This is a genomic window from Tolypothrix sp. PCC 7601 (genome assembly GCF_025677855.1).
Taxonomy (GTDB): Bacteria; Cyanobacteriota; Cyanobacteriia; order Cyanobacteriales; family Nostocaceae; genus Aulosira; species Aulosira diplosiphon.
In genome coordinates, this window is record NZ_CP064879.1 from 1,178,628 (window position 1) to 1,197,141 (window position 18,514).

General features: G+C 38.1%; 10 protein-coding genes. 1 reads left to right on the forward strand and 9 read right to left on the reverse strand.

Features of this window, described 5'->3' with window-relative positions; translation table 11 throughout:
* Positions 1 to 301 precede the first annotated feature (301 nt).
* The 7 genes from HG267_RS04820 to HG267_RS04850 all read right to left on the reverse strand — a co-directional run bounded on the left by HG267_RS04820 (position 302) and on the right by HG267_RS04850 (position 11,882).
* The gene (locus HG267_RS04820; RefSeq protein WP_045870471.1) at positions 302 to 2,893 is read right to left on the reverse strand and encodes a CHAT domain-containing protein; all 2,592 of its coding nucleotides are present in this window, start codon (positions 2,891 to 2,893) and stop codon (positions 302 to 304) included.
* Between the two features lie 128 nt (positions 2,894 to 3,021).
* A complete protein-coding gene (locus HG267_RS04825; protein WP_045870472.1) occupies positions 3,022 to 4,335 on the reverse strand; it encodes a response regulator in 1,314 nt (437 codons plus the stop codon).
* Entirely contained in the window at positions 4,332 to 7,106 is a 2,775-nt protein-coding gene (locus tag HG267_RS04830) for a CHASE2 domain-containing protein (RefSeq protein WP_081584010.1), read from the reverse strand. Before HG267_RS04830 ends, HG267_RS04825 begins: the two co-directional genes overlap by 4 nt.
* A 96-nt stretch (positions 7,107 to 7,202) precedes the next feature.
* The gene (locus HG267_RS04835) at positions 7,203 to 7,934 is read right to left on the reverse strand and encodes a DUF928 domain-containing protein (RefSeq protein ID WP_045870473.1); all 732 of its coding nucleotides are present in this window, start codon (positions 7,932 to 7,934) and stop codon (positions 7,203 to 7,205) included.
* 639 nt (positions 7,935 to 8,573) lie between these two features.
* Positions 8,574 to 9,272 carry a DevA family ABC transporter ATP-binding protein gene (locus HG267_RS04840; protein ID WP_045870474.1) on the reverse strand — a complete coding sequence of 233 codons (699 nt, stop codon included), beginning with the start codon at positions 9,270 to 9,272 and terminating at the stop codon, positions 8,574 to 8,576.
* A gap of 130 nt (positions 9,273 to 9,402) precedes the next feature.
* Positions 9,403 to 10,578, reverse strand: a complete 1,176-nt coding sequence (gene devC / locus HG267_RS04845; protein ID WP_045870475.1) for an ABC transporter permease DevC — start codon at positions 10,576 to 10,578, stop codon at positions 9,403 to 9,405.
* On the reverse strand, positions 10,575 to 11,882 hold the full coding sequence (locus HG267_RS04850; RefSeq protein WP_045870476.1) for an ABC exporter membrane fusion protein: 1,308 nt from the start codon (positions 11,880 to 11,882) through the stop codon (positions 10,575 to 10,577). Before HG267_RS04850 ends, devC begins: the two co-directional genes overlap by 4 nt.
* A 318-nt stretch (positions 11,883 to 12,200) precedes the next feature.
* On the opposite strand from HG267_RS04850, the gene HG267_RS04855 reads away from it, so the two are divergent.
* The gene (locus tag HG267_RS04855; protein ID WP_045870477.1) at positions 12,201 to 12,818 is read left to right on the forward strand and encodes a TetR/AcrR family transcriptional regulator; all 618 of its coding nucleotides are present in this window, start codon (positions 12,201 to 12,203) and stop codon (positions 12,816 to 12,818) included.
* An 8-nt stretch (positions 12,819 to 12,826) separates the two neighbouring features.
* Here the strand turns inward: HG267_RS04855 and HG267_RS04860 are convergent, their stop codons facing one another.
* Positions 12,827 to 15,553, reverse strand: coding sequence for an ABC transporter substrate-binding protein (locus HG267_RS04860; protein WP_228045696.1), 2,727 nt, complete (start codon positions 15,551 to 15,553; stop codon positions 12,827 to 12,829).
* Positions 15,554 to 15,580: 27 nt separating this feature from the next.
* On the reverse strand, positions 15,581 to 18,514 hold the full coding sequence (locus HG267_RS04865; protein WP_052335194.1) for an ABC transporter substrate-binding protein: 2,934 nt from the start codon (positions 18,512 to 18,514) through the stop codon (positions 15,581 to 15,583).

Genomic DNA, 18,514 nt, shown 5'->3' on the forward strand with positions numbered 1-18,514 from the left:
TTTTTGCTCTTTCTCCGTCAACGGAGGAGCCACTCTCGTGGGCGGGTTTCCCGACTTGAGAGAAGTGGCGTGAGCCAGTGCGGTGGGCGGGTTTCCCGACATAAGGCAACTGGCGTAGGCTTGAAACCGTTTTTTGGATTTTATTTTTAGATTTAATCTAAAATCTAAAATCTAAAATCCAAAATTGTCTCGGTCATCAAACAATAAAATTCATCTGCTCATGCCATTTAATACCATTTTCAAAAAATGGTATCAGTTAGCTATTAACTTGATTGAAATTACCCAAAGGACTGTAAGCCAGTTATAGCCAATTTCCTACCAACACAAACGCTGACCAATAATAGGGGTGCTGAAAATTAGCATCTTGTAAAAAAATCAATTGAGTTTGTCGCAAAGCTTCTGCTTTACCAATTCCAGGTTTTTTGAGATGTTTATAAAACTCAACCATAAATTTAGCTGTAGACTCGTCTTGTACTGCCCACAAGGTAGCTATAGTACTACGCGCGCCAGAACGTACTGCTACTCCAGCTAAACCTAATATTGCGCGATTGTCTCCTTTTGCTGTTTGACAAGCACTGAGAACCATTAATTCTACCGGTGTAGAATTAACCTCGTTTCTGGATTTGAGAAACTCACTTAATTCCTTAACGTTAATCTTGCCATCCCAGCTAAGTATAAAAGTATCATCTGACTTACTGCTAAACTGACCATGAGTAGCGAGATGCAATACAGAAAAAGGAATTGATTTGATAGCTGTTTGCAGGTTAGCGTCGGTAAATTTTTCATTTAAAAGTAGCTGTGAAGAAATTTCAGCGCTAATTTCTGTGACTTCTGATTTAACAGCTGGTAAAGCTTTAAACCCTTGGCGTGCTTCGCTGAGTGCGGCTGTAATCACTTTAATATTATCTCGCTTGAGTGAGTGGGCTTGTAATAATTGCATTCCTGGCGATAAAGCCAAGCTATATTTCTCTACTAAATAATTTTTGCCATCATACAAAGCCGCCATTGGTAAATTTCGCAAGGAACCATCTAAAACAAAGGTCAAAGTTTTGATTTTACTATTGGCTAACTGCGATTCGGCGGGACGGATAAGTAAGTCGTAGAATTTTTGGGAAACAGATAAAGCATTCTCTTGCGAAAAAGCCGGGTTGAGAGATTGACGCATCTGTTTGATAGTCTTTTCTATTTCCGCTTTTGAGATGTCTGTTTTGTAATTAATTAAGGGTTGCCCGGAAATCGAGACAATAACTTCTAAGCGATCGCCTAAAATAATCGGATAGATAACAGCTGCATTTTTATCAATTTTGTCGATTTGCTCTGGTTTACCATTTAAACAAGCTTCATGGAAGAAATTGTCTAATTCAGCGAGTTGTAGCCCTTCGATAGTTTCTCGCGCTTGCTTTAAGTTTTTCTGGCTGGGGTGAAATTGGAGTAATAAATCAACGAACTCCCGATACACTGGTTCCACACTCTCTTGAAAGGAGAACTGGACATCACGATTAATCGCCACTAAGTCGCTACGCAGAGACTTGAGGGTTTTGACGGAGAAATTATAAGCTGCGATCGCACCTTCAGTGTTACCTTTAATTTTGAGAATGCGCCCAACTTGCCAGGAAGCTTGATAAGCAATGTCCGCCGCATTAATTTCTTGAGCGATTGTCAATGCTTTTTGGGTCAGTTGTAAAGCCTCAGATAACTGCTGCTGCTCAAAGTATAATTTTCCTAATTCATTTAAGGCATAAGCTTGAGCACGTAAGTCTTTCAAACTGTCGGCTTGTTGTATGGCACGTGCTAAAGTTACTGCAGCTTCTTTAGCTAAATCTTGATTGTCTCCAGCCGATTTTGTCAACTTAGCCAAACTACGCGCAAAGTTAACTGTGGCATAGATAGACATCCGGCTAGGCGGCAGATTCTCTAATTGTGATTTAATTTCAGGTAATAAAGCATTAGCCGCTTGTACTTGTGCATTATCTAAATACAGGCTGAGTTGATTGAGTTGTGCTTCTAGGTGTAGTTGGGGATTAGTTGCCTTAGCTAGCACTTGTTGATAATAATCTAAAGCCTCTGCAGTTTGTTGTAAATCTCTAGCTGTATTTCCCAAGCTAAAAAGAACATCGCCGATATTGTCTGTAGAGTTCAGGCGAGTGCTAATTGCTAAACTTTGCTTTAAAATTTCCTGGGATTGCTGTAAATTTCCCACCTGTTGCAAAACAACTCCCAAGCTTTGCAATGCTTTAGCTTTGATGATGGAATCTGGCTGATTTTGCAGCTTTTGATTGATAGCTATTAACAACTTCTGCGCTCTGCGATAAAATCCTAAAGCCTGTAGTGCCTGCGCTTGGTTAATTTGACTACCTAATTTACCTGCATCATCACCAGCTTGAGCATAATTTTTTTCTGCATCTTGCCAAGCTTGTAAAGCTGCTTCTCCTTGTCCTTTGGTAAGTTGGAGATTTCCTAGAGTATTAAAAGCTACTGCCCAAATTGCAGCATTATTTTGATTTTTGGTGTTCAGGCGTTGCAGCAGATTGAGACTGTTAGTAATTGAAACTTCCGCCTTTTGCCAATCTCCCAAGTTTTGTAAAGCTAAAGATAGATAACTCAAACTCCAAGCTTGGTTGATAGTGTCACCTTGTTCTGCAAAAGCAACAGATGCAGCTTCCCAAAGTTTCGCTGCTTCGGTAAAGCGTCCTGCGGCAAACTGAATTCTACCTTGTTCCAGTAGGGAATTGGGATTTAAGACTGAGCTTGTAGTGATTTTCCCATCCTGAATTTCTGAGTGCAAATTGATATTTGCTAGGGCTGGAATGCTAGCTGTGACGACAAATAATGTCAGCAATCCTAAATTCATTGTATAAGCAAAAGAGCCAATGATCTGTTGATTTTTGTGCATAAATTTACATTCCCATAGTGACAAGCAATAGAAACCTATTTTCTACTGTTCCCTAAAATCCTTGTTTTATTTCACTATAGGTTTGTTCAAAGGCTCAATTTTACTCCTCAGATCCCAGGATTTCATGCTTATACAGGGATTTCAATGACAAATCTTGTGCCTTCTCCTAATACTGAAAAACATTGGATTTTTCCTTGGTGTTTTTCTTCAATAATCTGTTTACTAATAGATAAACCTAGTCCAGTACCTTTACCAATTGATTTAGTAGTAAAAAATTGGTTAAATACTTGCTCTATAAGTTCCGGAGCAATCCCAGAAGCATTATCCGCAAAGGTGATAGTGAGCAAATTTTCATCCCGATTAAGTCGGGTTTCAATCACAATTTCATATCCAACATTTTCTGGAATAGGTAATTTTTCATTTTTTTCATCAAAAGCGTCAATAGAGTTAGAAATTATATTCATAAACACTTGGCTAATTTGCCCAGGATAGCATTTAAACAAAGGGATATTTCCATAATTTTTTATCACTAATATTTGCGATCGCTTATTACTTGCCTTCAGACGATGCTGCAAAATTAGCAAAGTACTATCAATACCTTCGTGAATATCAAAATCTACTTGATGAGATGTATCTGTACGGGAAAAAGTACGTAAACTAGTGCTAATGTCGCTGATGCGTTCTACACCGATATTCATATATGAAAGCAGTGCAGGCAAATCTTTGATAATTTGCTCTAAATCTATCATCTTGGCATCTTTAACAATATTCGTAGGTGGATCTGAATAGTGTTGACGATAAAGTTGCAAGTGGTTAACTAAGTCATCGATATAATTGCCAATAAAATGCAAGTTACCTGTTAAAGAGGTGAGGGGATTGTTAATTTCATGAGCTACACCAGCAACTAATTGACCAAGAGTAGACAATTTTTCGTTCTGCACTAATTGGAGTTGAGATTGCTTTAATTCATCCAGTGCTTGCAAAAGCTTGGTGGTACGTTCTTCTATCCGCTGCTCTAACTGTTGATTCTGTAATTCTAGTTGTTTTGTTAAAAATCGAATCTTTAAATGGACGTGAATTCTGGCTAAAACCTCTTCTTTTTGAAAAGGTTTAGTAATATAATCTACACCTCCAATTAAAAGCCCTTGCACCTTATCAAATTTGTCTGATAGAGCGGTCAAAAAAATTATTGGTATATCATGAGTTGCAGGATTTTTTTTGAGGATTTGGCAGGTGTTAAATCCATCAAGACCTGGCATCATTACATCTAATAAAATCAAATCTGGTTGGGCATATTCAGCTTGTTCAATAGCACTTTGACCATCAATGGCAGTCAAAATTTCCCAGCCATAATTAGAGATAGCATTACATAATACTTTGAGATTGGTTTGATTGTCATCAACAATCATAATAGTTGCTTGTTCAACATTAATATTTTTCATAAACTTATATCCTGATAAGATTTAATAATTGCCCGAATAGGTTTGGTTTGAAAGTTATCAGCAAGTTGTCTAATTTTGTGACAAAAAGGTGCAAATTTTTGATCTGCAGCTTCAAGCTCATTCAATAATATTTGTATACTAGGAATATTCCCTCTCATTGCTAAATCAAACAGCTGATCTAGTTCAGTTGCAGGAGGTGCAATGATTACTTGCTCTGTTTGATTTTCAGAATCTAGTTCTAAGGCGCTATCTTCTTGATAAATCCAAGTCAGTTGTAAATATTTTTCTAAAATTTTAAAAATTTCATCTATCTCAAAGGGTTTGGCTAAAAACTCATTACCTCCCACAGCTAAACTTTTTATTTGGTCATTTTCAAATACACTGGCTGAAGAAACTATAATTGGCAGATTTTTAAACTGATGCAAATTTCTTAAATTATGCATCATTTCAAAACCGTCCGTAATTGGCATTTTTAAATCAGTGATAATTAAGTCTGGCTGACTCTCTATGGCTGTTTCTAAACCTTCTTTTCCATTAGTAGCTTCCCAGCAAGTGAATCCTATTGGTTGCAGGAGATTGATAATAACAGAACGATTTTCAAGTTGGTCATCTACAATTAAGATTTTTGGTTGTTTATTTTGAATACCGACAATTTTTTTCTTGGGAGATATAGTAGCAGTATTGGTGGCTACTTCAATCACTTCTAGATTCACATCGAACCAAAATTTACTACCAACTGATAAAGTGCTAGTGACATTAATTTGGCTACCCATTAATTCAGCTAGTTTGCAGCTAATGGCTAATCCTAATCCTGTACCTTCTACTTGTTTATGTTTATCTCCTACTTGCTCAAAAGGTAAAAAAATCTTTTCTAGCTGTTCGGGTGTCATCCCTACACCTGTATCTTCAATTTTAAAGCGAATTTTACTTAATATATTTTCAGGATTATTTTCTATTTGTAATACTTCTACCTTAAAAGTTACACTACCAATATCAGTAAATTTAATGGCATTACCAAGTAAATTAATTAAAACTTGCCGTAACCGTTTTTCATCAGCATTGATTCCTAAAGGAAGTTGAGGATCTAATTGATCAATAAATGAGATACCTTTTTGTTGAGCACGTATGCGGCAGATTTCTACTACTCCAATCAAAAAGAAAGAGAAATCAAAGTTTGTTTTGTGTAGTTCTAGTTTTCGAGCTTCAATTTTCGACAGGTCTAAAATATCATTGATGAGAGTGAGTAGGTGAGAACCGCATTGATGAATAATTTTGATACCATCTAGTTCTGATGGCGCTATTTTTTCAGAACGTTCGAGGATTTGTGCGTACCCTAAAATTCCATTTAAAGGTGTCCGCAGTTCATGGCTCATATTAGCTAAAAATTCGCTTTTAGCTTGGTTGGCAACATCAGCAGCAATTTTAGCAATTTCTAATTCTTTAGTGCGATCGCTGACTTTTTGCTCTAACGTATAAGAGTACTCCTGTAATTCCTCATTCGCTTTTTCTAGTTGTGATTGTTTATAAAAATTAGTGATGACAATTCCACAGATAAGGACAGCTAGTAACGGTGAAATGCTAGGAATCCACCAACCTGCTAAAAAAGCTAAATAGCTGCTACCTAAAAGAGTCGCAATTGCAAATATAATTCCTACTATAGGTAATCCTGGCAATTTCCACTTACCAAGAGATTTTACGTGCAACAAGCGCCAAGTCAGACTACTACTGATAAATGACCAGCATAAAATCCATAGCCATTCTGCATGGGAAGACCATATTTGTATAAGAGGTCTACTATCTAATGCTGCACTTAAAATTTGGCTAGTTAAATTGGCATGAACTACAACCCCTGCCATAGGTTCTCCATTATTCTGAAACTTAGGATTATAAGAAACGTTAAAAAAGTCATTGATACTCTTAGCTGTAGTACCAATCAAAACAATGCGATCGCGTACTAACTCCTGTGAGACAGAATTATTTAGTATATCCCGCATTTTGACTGTATCAAAATGATTTTTACGTCCTCGGTAGTTCAATAAAATTTGGTATCCGCCAACATCTGCACCGCGATAAATAAACTCTTTACCTTTTAAGGGTGTGAATATGGCTTTACCTAATTGCAAGCTAGTCTCTGTTTGATCTATTGCTTCTAGAGAAATATGTTGAGGTTCTAGATAAATTAAGCTTAAGCGCGCTGCTAAACCTAAAAAAATTTCCCCGTTGCGATCGCCAGCCGAAAGCAAACCCCGTCTGACTTTACCATCTGTATCCAACACAAAATCAGAAAGCGCAATTTGCCCTTGTGCAGATAAAGTTGGTGATGGTGCTACACTATCCCCTGCGAGTTTTTTGACACCAATTAAGGTAGGTGTAGATTTCATCACTGCGACTAATTCTTGATACCCTGGTTCTACTGGCAAATCTCGATAAATATCCATACCAATAGCTGCTGGTTGTTGAGCCTTGAGTTTTGTGAGGAGTTGAGCTAAGACAGCATCAGGAATCGGCCATTTACCAACTTGAGTAATGTCTTTTTCATCAATGGTGACAATGAGGATACGCTTATCTCGTGCTTCTAGAGGTCGTAGAGCAAAAAACTGCTCCATAGTACTCCATTCCAGTAGTTGAAATAAACCTGTCATACCCCCAGCAATCACCAATATGCTGACGCTAGGAGCAGTTATCAATACAAAGCGCCAATGCTTAAAAATGGTTCTAATTGAACCTATCCTCAATAAATTTGCGAATAATGCTTTCAACAATAAGCCCATTTTAAATTAATAATTAATAATTTTATAAAATTAGAAAGTGGGGAATAATTTAATTACTGTTTACTCCCCACCTTAGCTTTAGTTACTATTAGTTAATTAATTAACGAGTGGTTCGTTGGCAATCACATTTAAATTAACTGATTTTAAAAGGTCTTGCCAAGCATTAGTTAAAGCTTGATTATTTGGTTGCGATCGCCTGAGTTCTGCCAGAATAGACAGAGAATCATACCAAATACCAGTTTCAGCTAATTTAGAAATTAGCTCTAATGATATGGGTTTTTGATTTTTACTAGTTAAACTGCGATCAGCTTCTACACGGCGAATCCATCCACCTACCCAAGGACTATCTGTGTCTAGCTCTTCAGTGCAAATCATGACTAAAGACCATTTATAATTTTTGCCTGTCTTCAGCGCTGGTACAGAAGTTGGCAGTTTTACTTCCATCACTCCCGGTTTTTCGGGCAAAGTTAAGGCTGTCTGATAATAAGTTTTCGAGCCATCATCTTGGAGCGTAAACAATGCTTTTTGCGCTTTACTAGCTGGAAGGTAGACAAATATTGTGGGACGATCTGCAACAGTAAAGCCAATATTAGAATTGGGCATTAACGGTGTTACCGATGCACTATTAGAGACTTTCGTTCCAAATCCACAAATATTATCATTCCTTGAGCCTCCCCCAGATGAGCGTTGAGGTGCTTGCGCTCCTGGAGGTTTAAAGGTTACTCCTGCCATCACTGGTGTTATGGATATAGGAATAATAGATGATGAAATTATCAATGCTATTCCTAACAGTGGTGATTTAAAAAAAGGTTGTTTTTTTGCTGACATAAACTAACTTATATTTTGAGCAGCTATTTCTTATAACTGCTTGATAAACAATAACTACAATTACTAATATGGCATAAAATTAAATAATAATAGTTTATTTACAGTATTTTCACTTGCCATCAGTATAAGTACGCAAAGCTGAGGAAAATACGCAAAAAATTGGATTTTTATTGATTTTTTTATTGATTAATTATTAATTAATCAATGATATTTGTAAAAATAATTATACTAGATATATAAATAATTAAATGGCAATAATTAGCAGGTTAATTGAGTGTTAGGGATTTTTAAGCTATGTAATTGACCAGATTAATTTCTATTGATAAATGCAAATTTTTTGGGCTTTTATCTATAAATAAAAGTTGAATTTGATTACAAATGGTAATACAACAATTTTTAGATGCATTAATTACAAAATGCTAGGACACAACAATTTTGTGTCCTAAATCAGGATATCACTACTTTGTAGTATGCTGTATGACTTAACTGCTAGCTTTAAAAGAATTGTGCGATCGCTCTGATGAAGAGAAAAGATAGCAGCTTCAGAAAATTAGTCATTGGTCATTTGTAATAGTTTCAAGCCTATTTACGTTTCGTAACATATTTGGGTTGATTTCCACCGATTTATTTATGTAAATCTTATACTGCTACGGTTACAACCCGATCCTGTGCTAGCTTACCATCTTCCATGTGAACGATGCGATCGGCTATGTCTAAAATCCGGTTGTCATGAGTCACCATCAAGATTGTACAGCCTTGTTCCTTGGCTAATTGTTGCATGAGGTTAACCACATCTCGCCCAGATTTACTATCAAGCGCCGCCGTTGGTTCATCCGCTAGCACAATTTTAGGACGACTGACCAAAGCACGTGCGATCGCTACCCGTTGTTTTTGTCCCCCTGATAAATCATCAGGATAGTAATTGAGGCGCTGTTCTAATCCTACCTGCTCTAGCATTTCAGCCGAGCGCTGTTTCATTTCCTGGGGTGAAATATCTTGATGCAGTTCTAATCCCATTCTCACATTCTGAAGCGCTGTCAAACTTCCATGCAAGTTATGTGCTTGGAAAATATAGCCGTGGCTGCGTCTAGCTTCGGTAAGTTGTGCTGCATTTGCACCGCAGAGTTCCCTTCCCAATATTTGCAAACTACCAGACTGAGCAGAACGCAAGCCTCCTACTAAGGTTAGTAAGGTGGTTTTACCAGAACCCGAAGGCCCAGTCATGATGATAATTTCGCCAGCATTGATTTCTAAATTGATATCAAACAAAACTTGCTTTTTCAGTTGACCTTGACCAAAGTAGTGGTCGAGATTTTGGATAGAGATTACTGGATTCATAGCAGGGGATGAAGGAGATGAGGAAGTAGGGGGAGATGAGGGGGATGAGGGAGAAATAATAAATGTCTCATTACCAATTACCAATTACCCATTACCAAATGACAAATGACAAATGACTAATGACTAATGATTAAAACATATCTGCGGGGTCAGCAGATTGAACTTTGCGTGTGGCGATCGCACCGGAAATCATGCACATAATGATGGTAAGTACTTGTACTTGGATGGCTCTGGCTAAGGTCATATATAAAGGTAAATTTGTGGCGTTGCGTGTGAGTGCATATAGTCCTATAGAAACGCCGAAACCAGGTAGAAAGCCTAATATTGCCATAATTATCGCTTCTTCAAAGACGATACCTAATAAGTAGAGGTTGTTGTAACCCATCGCTTTGAAGGTGGCGTATTCTTTCATGTGGGCGTTGACATCTGTGGAGAGAACTTGATAAACGATGATCACGCCAACCATGAATCCCATCGATACGCCGAGGCTGAAGATAAAGCCGATCGCAGTGTTGGTTTTCCAGTATTCTTTTTCAAATTCGATAAATTCTGCTTTAGTTAAAACTTTGACATCTTCACCCAGATGAGATTTTAAGGCTGTAGCAGTTTGCTTGGGGTCATAACCTGGTTGCAGTTGAATTAAACCAATGCTGAGGCTGCTAGCATCCCGTCTAGGAAATACTCGTAGAAAGTTCTGGTCGCTAGTAATTAATGTACCATCGGCAATAAAGGATGCACCGACGGAAAATAAGCCGTTAATGCTAATTGTGCGGCGGTCGATTTCTGTGGTGACAGGTTTTCCGCTATTAATTTGAGCGATCGCCTTTTGATAATCTCCTCTAGAGGCGCGATCGAAAAGCATGGTATCTGGTAGCTTGACAATATCTTTTTGGCGGTTGACTTCTGGTAAGTCTAATACTTGCTTGTCAGGGTTAAATCCCATCACTAGCACCGCTGTCTTTTTCTTGGTTTGGGGATTCTTCCAATCGCCAAAATTAATATACATACCTTCAGCTGACTTTACCCCTGGGAAGTCCATTGCTTGATACAGTCGCCGTCTGGTAAAGCTGGACATATTCGCCAAGTTCCGTGCTTGGGGACTGACAAGCACAATGTCAGCTTGCATACTGCGGTGCAATCTGGTGTTACTCTCATACAATGCAGTCTGAAATCCCAGTTGCATAAACATGAGAACATCTGCAAAGGCAATACCTGAGAGTGCAACTAATAAACGGCTTCTTTGATGACTTAATTGCAACCATCCTAAAGGTGTGCGTCGTTGGAGTTGAGAGATAAATCCAATCATTGCTCAATCACCGCCTTAACTTGCAAATTGGTAAACTGAGCTGCTTTAACGCTGGATGCTTGATCTAGGCGCACATGAACTTCTACTATTCTTGCGTCAATATTACTGGAAGGATCGGCATTAATCACATTTTGCCGTTGTATCTGCATTCCGAGCCAATCAACGGTTCCTTGTAATTCGCCAGGAAGAGAATCGCTGCTGACTTTGACTTTTTGACCAGGCCGGACTTTATGAATATCACTTTGGTATACTTCTGCAACTGCATACATCTGATCGGTTTGGCCTAGTTCCACAATGCCATCATTACCAACAGTTTCACCAGCACGGCTATTAATTTTGAGAATTTGTCCAGCTTTGGGAGCGCGAATATATGCTTGATTGAGTTGCGCTCTAATTTTCTCGACAGCAGCTTGGGCGCTGTTTACCTCGGCTTGCGCGTTAGCTACATCTGTGGGACGAACTTCTGCAGTTTGGTTGAGGGTAGCTTTGGCTTCACTAATTTGCTGTTCTAAGGTGGCGATAGTTTTATCGCGGTTGGCTTTAGCTTCGTTGATTTGTTGTTCTAGGGTGGCGACAGTTCTGGCTTTGGTAGCTTGGCTTTCGATAAATTGCTGGGTGGAAGTTTCAGCACTTAATCTGCGGCGATCTACTTCTTGACTAGAAATTGCACCTTCTTTATATAAACTCTCATAGCGTTGCACATCAGCTTGCGCGTTGCTTTTCTCAGCCGCGACACGTGCAACTGTTGCTTGCAAACTTTGCTGTTGTCCTTGCAGTTCTGCTTCTAAACGATTAATTGTGGCTTGTTGCGTTTTTATACTTCCGGCTAGTTCAACTTGCAGACGGTTGATAGTAGCTTGACGCGCTGCTATTTCTCCCTGTTTTGCTCCAGCTTTTACCTGCGCCAGACGGGATTTAGCGACTTCTACTTGTCTTTGCGCTTCATCCAAACTCGCCTGTAAGCGATCGCGACTATCCATAATTGCAATTACTTGTCCAGCTTTGATGCGATCGCCTTCTTTCACCAACAACTGCTCTACGCGATTTCCTTCATTAGCCGTCGGTGCAGATAGTTTAATCACCTCACCATTCGGTTCCAGCCGTCCCAAGGCAGTTACAGTTTTTACTACTGGCTGCATAGCTGCTGCTACTTCTGGCTTTTTCGCAGAATCAGCTTGGAACTTAGTTACCGTATAAACGCTAGCTCCTGCTGTAACTAAAGCTGTAATTATCGCTATGGTTGCAGGTGACTTCAAAAAAGTTTGGGAAGCTCGAAAACCCGTTAAATTCCAGTTTTGCGCCATAGTATTCCCCTCTTGCTGGCGGCAATTAAACTAAACCGTCCAGTTCAAAATTATGCTAAACTAAACCGAGTAGTTTAGTCAAGTGGTATTTGTCATTGGTCATTGGTCATTGGTCATTGGTGTTGGTTATTTTCTCTTCATCCCCTTATCTTCCTCCTCTCCCATTACCCATTACCCAATCCCCATTACCCATTACCCATTACCCAATCCCCAATCCCCAGTCCCCAGTCCCCATTACCCCTTATCCCCAGAGGGGGCCCCGAGTTCCCCAGTCCCCAATCCCCAGTAAAATAATTTATAAGCAAAGTTGATTCACAAATGGCACGCACAAAAGTTGACGAAGTAGAACGCGAGAGTTCAGTTGAGAAAGTGGAACAAATTCTGCAAGGGGCAATGCAGGAGTTCCTTAAGCATGGCTATGCTGGTACAAGTATGGATAAAGTGGCTGTTGCTGCGGGGGTGTCTAAAGCCACAGTCTATAGCCACTTTCAGGATAAAGAAGAACTATTTAAAGTATTACTTGAGCATTTATCACGGCAAAAGTTTAACTCTATATTTGGTACAGAACCTCTCCAGGGTGAACCAACAATTGTATTACGCCAGTTAGGAACCAAAGCCTTAGAGCACATGGTAGCAGACCAAGAACATCGAGCATTGATGCGGGTGTTAATTGGCGAATCTGGACGTTTTCCAGAGTTAGCGCAGATTTGTGTGCGCGCTATGATTAAACCAGTGGTCGAAACCCTGACTCAATACGTTGCTAGTCATCCTGAACTGAAAATTAACGATCCAGAAGCAGTGGCCAGGATTTTATTAGGGTCATTAGTGCATTTTCATATTGTTCAGGATGTGTTGCATGGTAAAGAGATTTTACCTATGGAGAGCGATCGCGTGATTAATACGATGATCGACTTGATTGTCAATAACGCTAAGTAAGCTCAATATTAACGGGATTTGCTAGGAGTTACACCAGACGCAACAGAAGGAACGAGGGTAAATTTTCCTCCTTTCACCTGAACAAGAACAGGTTGACTTTGGCGTTCCCCATTGTCTGTAAACTTTAAAGGTTCTCCTGAAGTTTCATTAGGAGAAAGATTAACCTGTTTCAATCCTTGTAAAACATTTTCCCTAGAAAAATTGGGAGAGATATTAGTCAAAGTTTTAATAAAAGCCTGAGTAGCATCATAGCTAGTAGCTGTGCGCCAACTAACAGGCCCTCCCCATTGCTTAAGTGCTGCTTGTGCGAAGTTTTTTGAGTTTGGTGAATCTCTAAACCAAGGTATAGCGACAATTAAACCTTCAACAGCTTTCTTACCTTTTTGCAAGGTTGTGTTCCCATAGAGAAGACTTCCACCTAACAAACTTAGACCTGGGTTATTTGGATTTTTAGTGCTAATTAAGTCAGCGTTAGCTTTAGCAATTTCTAATGTTACTGAAGCCTGCTTTTGTGTAGCTGGAAACAATACAGCAGCTTCGGCGCGATCGCTAAATACAATGGTTTTAATTTCTTTGTTTACATTTAGCTCCGGTTTTGTCAAATCAATCTCCCGAACCACCTGACCCCCTAGTGGTTCAAACTTCTCAATAAATGCTTGACTCAGAGATTTACTATCTTTGCTGTCTGGATTCTTAAAAATAACAACTTTGTTCAAACCACGAGAACTTTTGGTGTATTCAGCGAGTCTTTTACCAATAGCTGCATTAGAAGGAACTGTTCTAAAGAAAACATTGCCAGATAAGGAATCGCTGATACTGGTAGAAGAAATGATTGGTAAGTTAGCTTTTTTATATTCGGCTAATGCTACTTGAGTAAGATTACTAGAACTATGTCCAATTACTCCTAGTATCGATGAGTCTTTTATTAAAACCTGAGCTATTTGTTTTGCATTTTCAGTTTTGTTAGCATCGTTAGCAATAACTATTTCTAGCAATTTACCGTTGAACCCACCTTGTTGATTAAACTTATTTTGCGCTTGCGCTACACCACGTAAAATATCTTCCGCCATCCCTTTTGGATTCTCTACAGGTACAGATACAGCTACAGTCATGGGAGTACCTTTTTGGCGAGCAAGGGCATTATTATAGTAAATTAGTACTTCTGGATCTTGAGGATTAAGCGCTACAGCTTTTTTAAATAATTCGGTTGCTTTTGTATAATCAGTTTTTTTGAATTCTTCAAGTGCTCGATTAAAATCCTTGTTTTCCTTGTTATAAAAAACTGTGCGATCGCCCCGGCTAATATTAGTTATAACATTGAGATAATTTATATTATTGTGCTGAACTACACAACTTTGATCCAATATGAAATATTGTCTCTTTTCACAACTATTAAAAAATTGGTAAATGCCTAACGCAACACTACTGATAGACACAATTAATCCTACAACTACGATTCTAAATCGCAAATTTTTATTTGGAGAATAATCTGTGTCTTTTTCTCTCGCTTCTTTTAATATTTTATCATTCAATAATTTCAGTTTTCGCTCTTGATGTTGTGTAATGTTTCTTTGCGATATAACATTAATTTTTTGTTCTTGTTGTTGTATTAATGCTTGTATATCTGTATCTATTGGATGTCTTTTTAAGAGCCAGAGACGGACTATTTCAACTTTTATCTGGTTTCCACTAGCATTCAAAAGCCCTTTTTCAACTAATTGTCTAGCTGCTTGAACTAATTCTTCTGTCTCGATAATGCCGTATTTTTTCAACAATGTTAATGGATTTTCTGGGAATGCTTGCTTTTGTGCTTCAGCTACAGATGAAAATACTATTTGCTCTAGAATTGTTAAACCATCCCAAAACCAAGCTAATCCAGCTTCTGCACTTTCAATTGCTTGCTCTACAATCGCATCTACATCTGTGCGAGTAACTTGCCATTTTTCTTCAGATCTTGCTTGCACAAAAATATGAAAGCAAATTACTTGGATAAAATAAGGATGACCTGCTGTCAGTCTATAAATTTCATCAATAGCATTTTGTTCATAATTTAGGCTATTTTTAGCGGGTTGGGTAATTAATTGAGCAGCATCTTCAGCATCTAATAAACCAATTTCTTGATATGGTACATTATTAAATATACTAAGTAAATTTGGCATATCTGCTGATTGCCTACCAACACAAAGAATTATGAATAGTTGATTATCTGGTAATTCTATAATAGAGCGGAGATATGGAAAAAGATGTTCAACTGCGGTATCTGAGCTATCGTTATTTAAAGCATCAAACTCATCAAGTAATAATACTAGTTTTTGATTTCCTATTTCTTGATAGACTTTAGGTAAAAATTGCCTATAAAATATATAGGGATCTGTTTCTAACTCTGTTATATCAGGTAACGATATCCTATCTAAATCCAGTTCTAGTTGTTCAATAATTTCTGTTGCTATTGCAGCTAAAATACGACTAAGAGTTTCTCGGCTGTGATACTCTAGATCGAAAGTAATAAAAGCAAATTGCTCTGGTGCAACAAAATTAGGAATATTACGAAGTACTGAAGACTTACCAATACGTCTTTGACCATGTAATAAAATAACTTTTATATCTTGCTTCAGGTTGTCTTCGATAAAGTTAAACAGACTTTCTCGACCGAATAATAGTTCAGATTCATCAATTGGACGACCGATGACGTAAGGATTTCTTCGAGCAGTTGAATGTGTCATATTTATTCCCAATCTACTGAGCTAGTAGTTGCCTTCTAGTTAGGGAGTGTTTGGTAATATCTTAAATTGATCGTTTTGAACTTGAATAAGTATTGGGTTACCCTGGCGCTCATGATCTTGAAATTTAAGTCCCTCTCCGGAGGTTTCATCAGATGAAAGATTTAGCTGCGGAAGTTTTTGCAGAATTGTGGAACGTGAGGGATTTGAGGATAAAGCATGAATAAAAGCTTGAGTCGCATCATAGCTAGTTGCGGTATTAGTGCTAACACCTCCTCTCCATTGTTGCTTTGCTGCTTGTGCAAATTTTTGTGATTGTGGTGCATCCCTAAACCAAAACACACTTAGAATCAATCCATCAAAAGCTTTGACTTTACTGAGTCTATCAATATATAGAATATTCGTACTTAACAACTTTAGCCCTTGCTTGTTTTGGTTTTGAGCGCTAGTCTTTAAATTTGCGTTGACTCTAGCAATTTCCTCTGCTGCTGCAACGTATGTTGCGTCTGGGATTAATAGAGCCGCCTGTGCATTTTGAGAAATACTCTCATTAACTTCTTGTTCTACATTCCGGTTGTCAGCCGTCAGATCAATCGGATTACTAACTATTACACCCCCTAGTTTTTCAAAATTTGTGATAAATTGCTCTGTGATACTACGGCTAAAGAGGCTCTTAGGATTCCAAAAAATTACAACTTTTTTTAAGGCGTTGTTCCAGGCATATTCAGCTAGTTTTTTACCATGTGCTTTATCAGAAGCAGTAGCCCGAAAAAAAACATCTGCCTTCAATTTTGTACTGGAGCTACTAGGAGAGATGACAGGTAAGCGTGTTTTAGCATTCTCGTATTCAGGTAGTGCCTTTTCTGTAGAGTCACTCGTATAATGTCCAATAACTCCTAATATGGATTCATCTTGAGCTAGTTCCTTAGCCACTGGTTTAGATATTCTACCGTTAGCATCATTGGCAATTACAATTTGCAGTAATCGACCATTTAATCCACCATTAGCATTGAACTCATTTTGTGCTTGTGCTACACCTCGCAATATTTCTTGAGCTTTTTCTTTTGCGTTTTCTATCGGCACAACTGCTGCTAAAGTGATGGGAGAAACCTGCTGAAGGGCGAGGGCATTATTGTAGTAGATTAGTACCTCTGGATCATTGTGATCATTTGTTACAGCAACTTTAAACCGTTCCGCAGCTTTAGAATAATCGCGTGCCTTAAATGCTGTAATACCCTGATCGCGAGCACTGTTAGGATTGCTAAAAAAGAAGGCACGTTCACCACGACTTATATTATTTTTAGGATTTTCATCTATACAAAGTATGCCGGATAATTGCTTTGGCACAAATGAGCAACGATTTGGATTTGACCACAGATACAAGCTAATAGCGATACAAGCCACGGCAAAAATTCCTCCTATTAAAGATTTTTTGCCTTGCCAGTTTAGCTGTGGTAGAAAATCTGATCTGAGTGGCAGTTTTTTTGATATTTCCTTGTCTAGTAATTGCAGTTTTTCCTGTGTTGATATTCTATTAGGCTCAATTTCTAAAGCTTGGTTGTACTGCTCCCGCGCCAAATCGTACTTTTTTTGCCCTTTTAGTTTATCGCCGTATCTTTCCAAGACATCCAGCAGCTTTTCTTTGTTGCTTGTTTGATCAACTTGGTAAGCTCTTGTGTAAAATTCTACTGCTTTAACTAAATTGTCAGTTCTCAAATATATTTCAGCTAAAGCTAGTAGACTGCTAACGTGATTAGAATCTATTTGTATAATTTGCTCATAAAGAGCTACTGCTTCCTGTTGTTTACCTTCTTGATAAAGTTGAGTAGCTACTGCAAATTTAAATTTAGTTCGCAGTTTTTGCAATTTTTCAAATTCTTGCTCTAGCGAGTGTCTTTTCAATAACCAAAGGCGAACAAATTCCACTTTCACCCGCCTTCTGATATCATCTACTAAAGCTTTTTCAAATAAATGCTCAGATGCTTGAGCTAGTTCTTCTGTCTTAGAAAGATCATACTCTTCTAAAAGCATGAATGGATCATCAGGAATCTGTTGATTTTTCAATAGAGCAATTTTATGAGCTTCAGCTATGGCAGAGAAAACTATTTGCTCTGCCATTGGTAGCCCATCCCAGAACCATGCCAAACCAGCTTCTGCATTTTCTAGTGCTTTATCTATAATTTTGTCTACGTGTTCACTAGTAACACTCCAAATATTTTGCTCTCTAGCTTGTGTAAAAATAGTAAAACAAATGACTTGGATAAAATAGGGATGCCCTGCACTTAAGCGAATAATTTTGTTTATAGCCTCTTCTTCATACTTTAGTAAATTTTTAGCTGGTTGAGTAATTAGCCGTCTAGCACTCTCAGTATCAAGCAACCCAATTTCTTGGTAAGGCGCACTTTTTAAAAAGCTCCTTAACTGTTGTAAGGTAGATGGATGCCGTCCGACTACTGGAATAATAAATAATCTTTCTTGTTTATCCAGAAGCTCTTTTAAAAGCGGTAAACGCTCCGAATTTTCTTTCTCAAGAACAACATCAAATTCATCTAATAACAACACCAGCTTTTTATTTCTCAATCTTCTATAAACCAAGGGTAAAAAACGTCTGGCGAAGATTTTTGGATCATTATCTATCTGCTCAATAGTCGGCGGACGCAGGTTGTTAAATTCTAGGTGCAAGATAATTTCTGTAGCGAGGCTATTGAGAATTTCACCCAAGCTTGACTGACTTTTTTCGTGAAGATCAAATATAAAAAATTTTAATTCATCTGCTATCAAAAACTGAGGAATAAGTTGAAGTATAGATGACTTTCCGATACGTCTTTGACCGTGCAACAAAATAATTTTTGTATCTTGATTTAGGTTATCTTGAATAATTTCAAACAGACTTCTCCTGCCAAAAAATTTATGAGGTTCATCTATGGGACTACCTATAATATAGGGATTATTTATCCGGTCTTCGGGATTAACCAT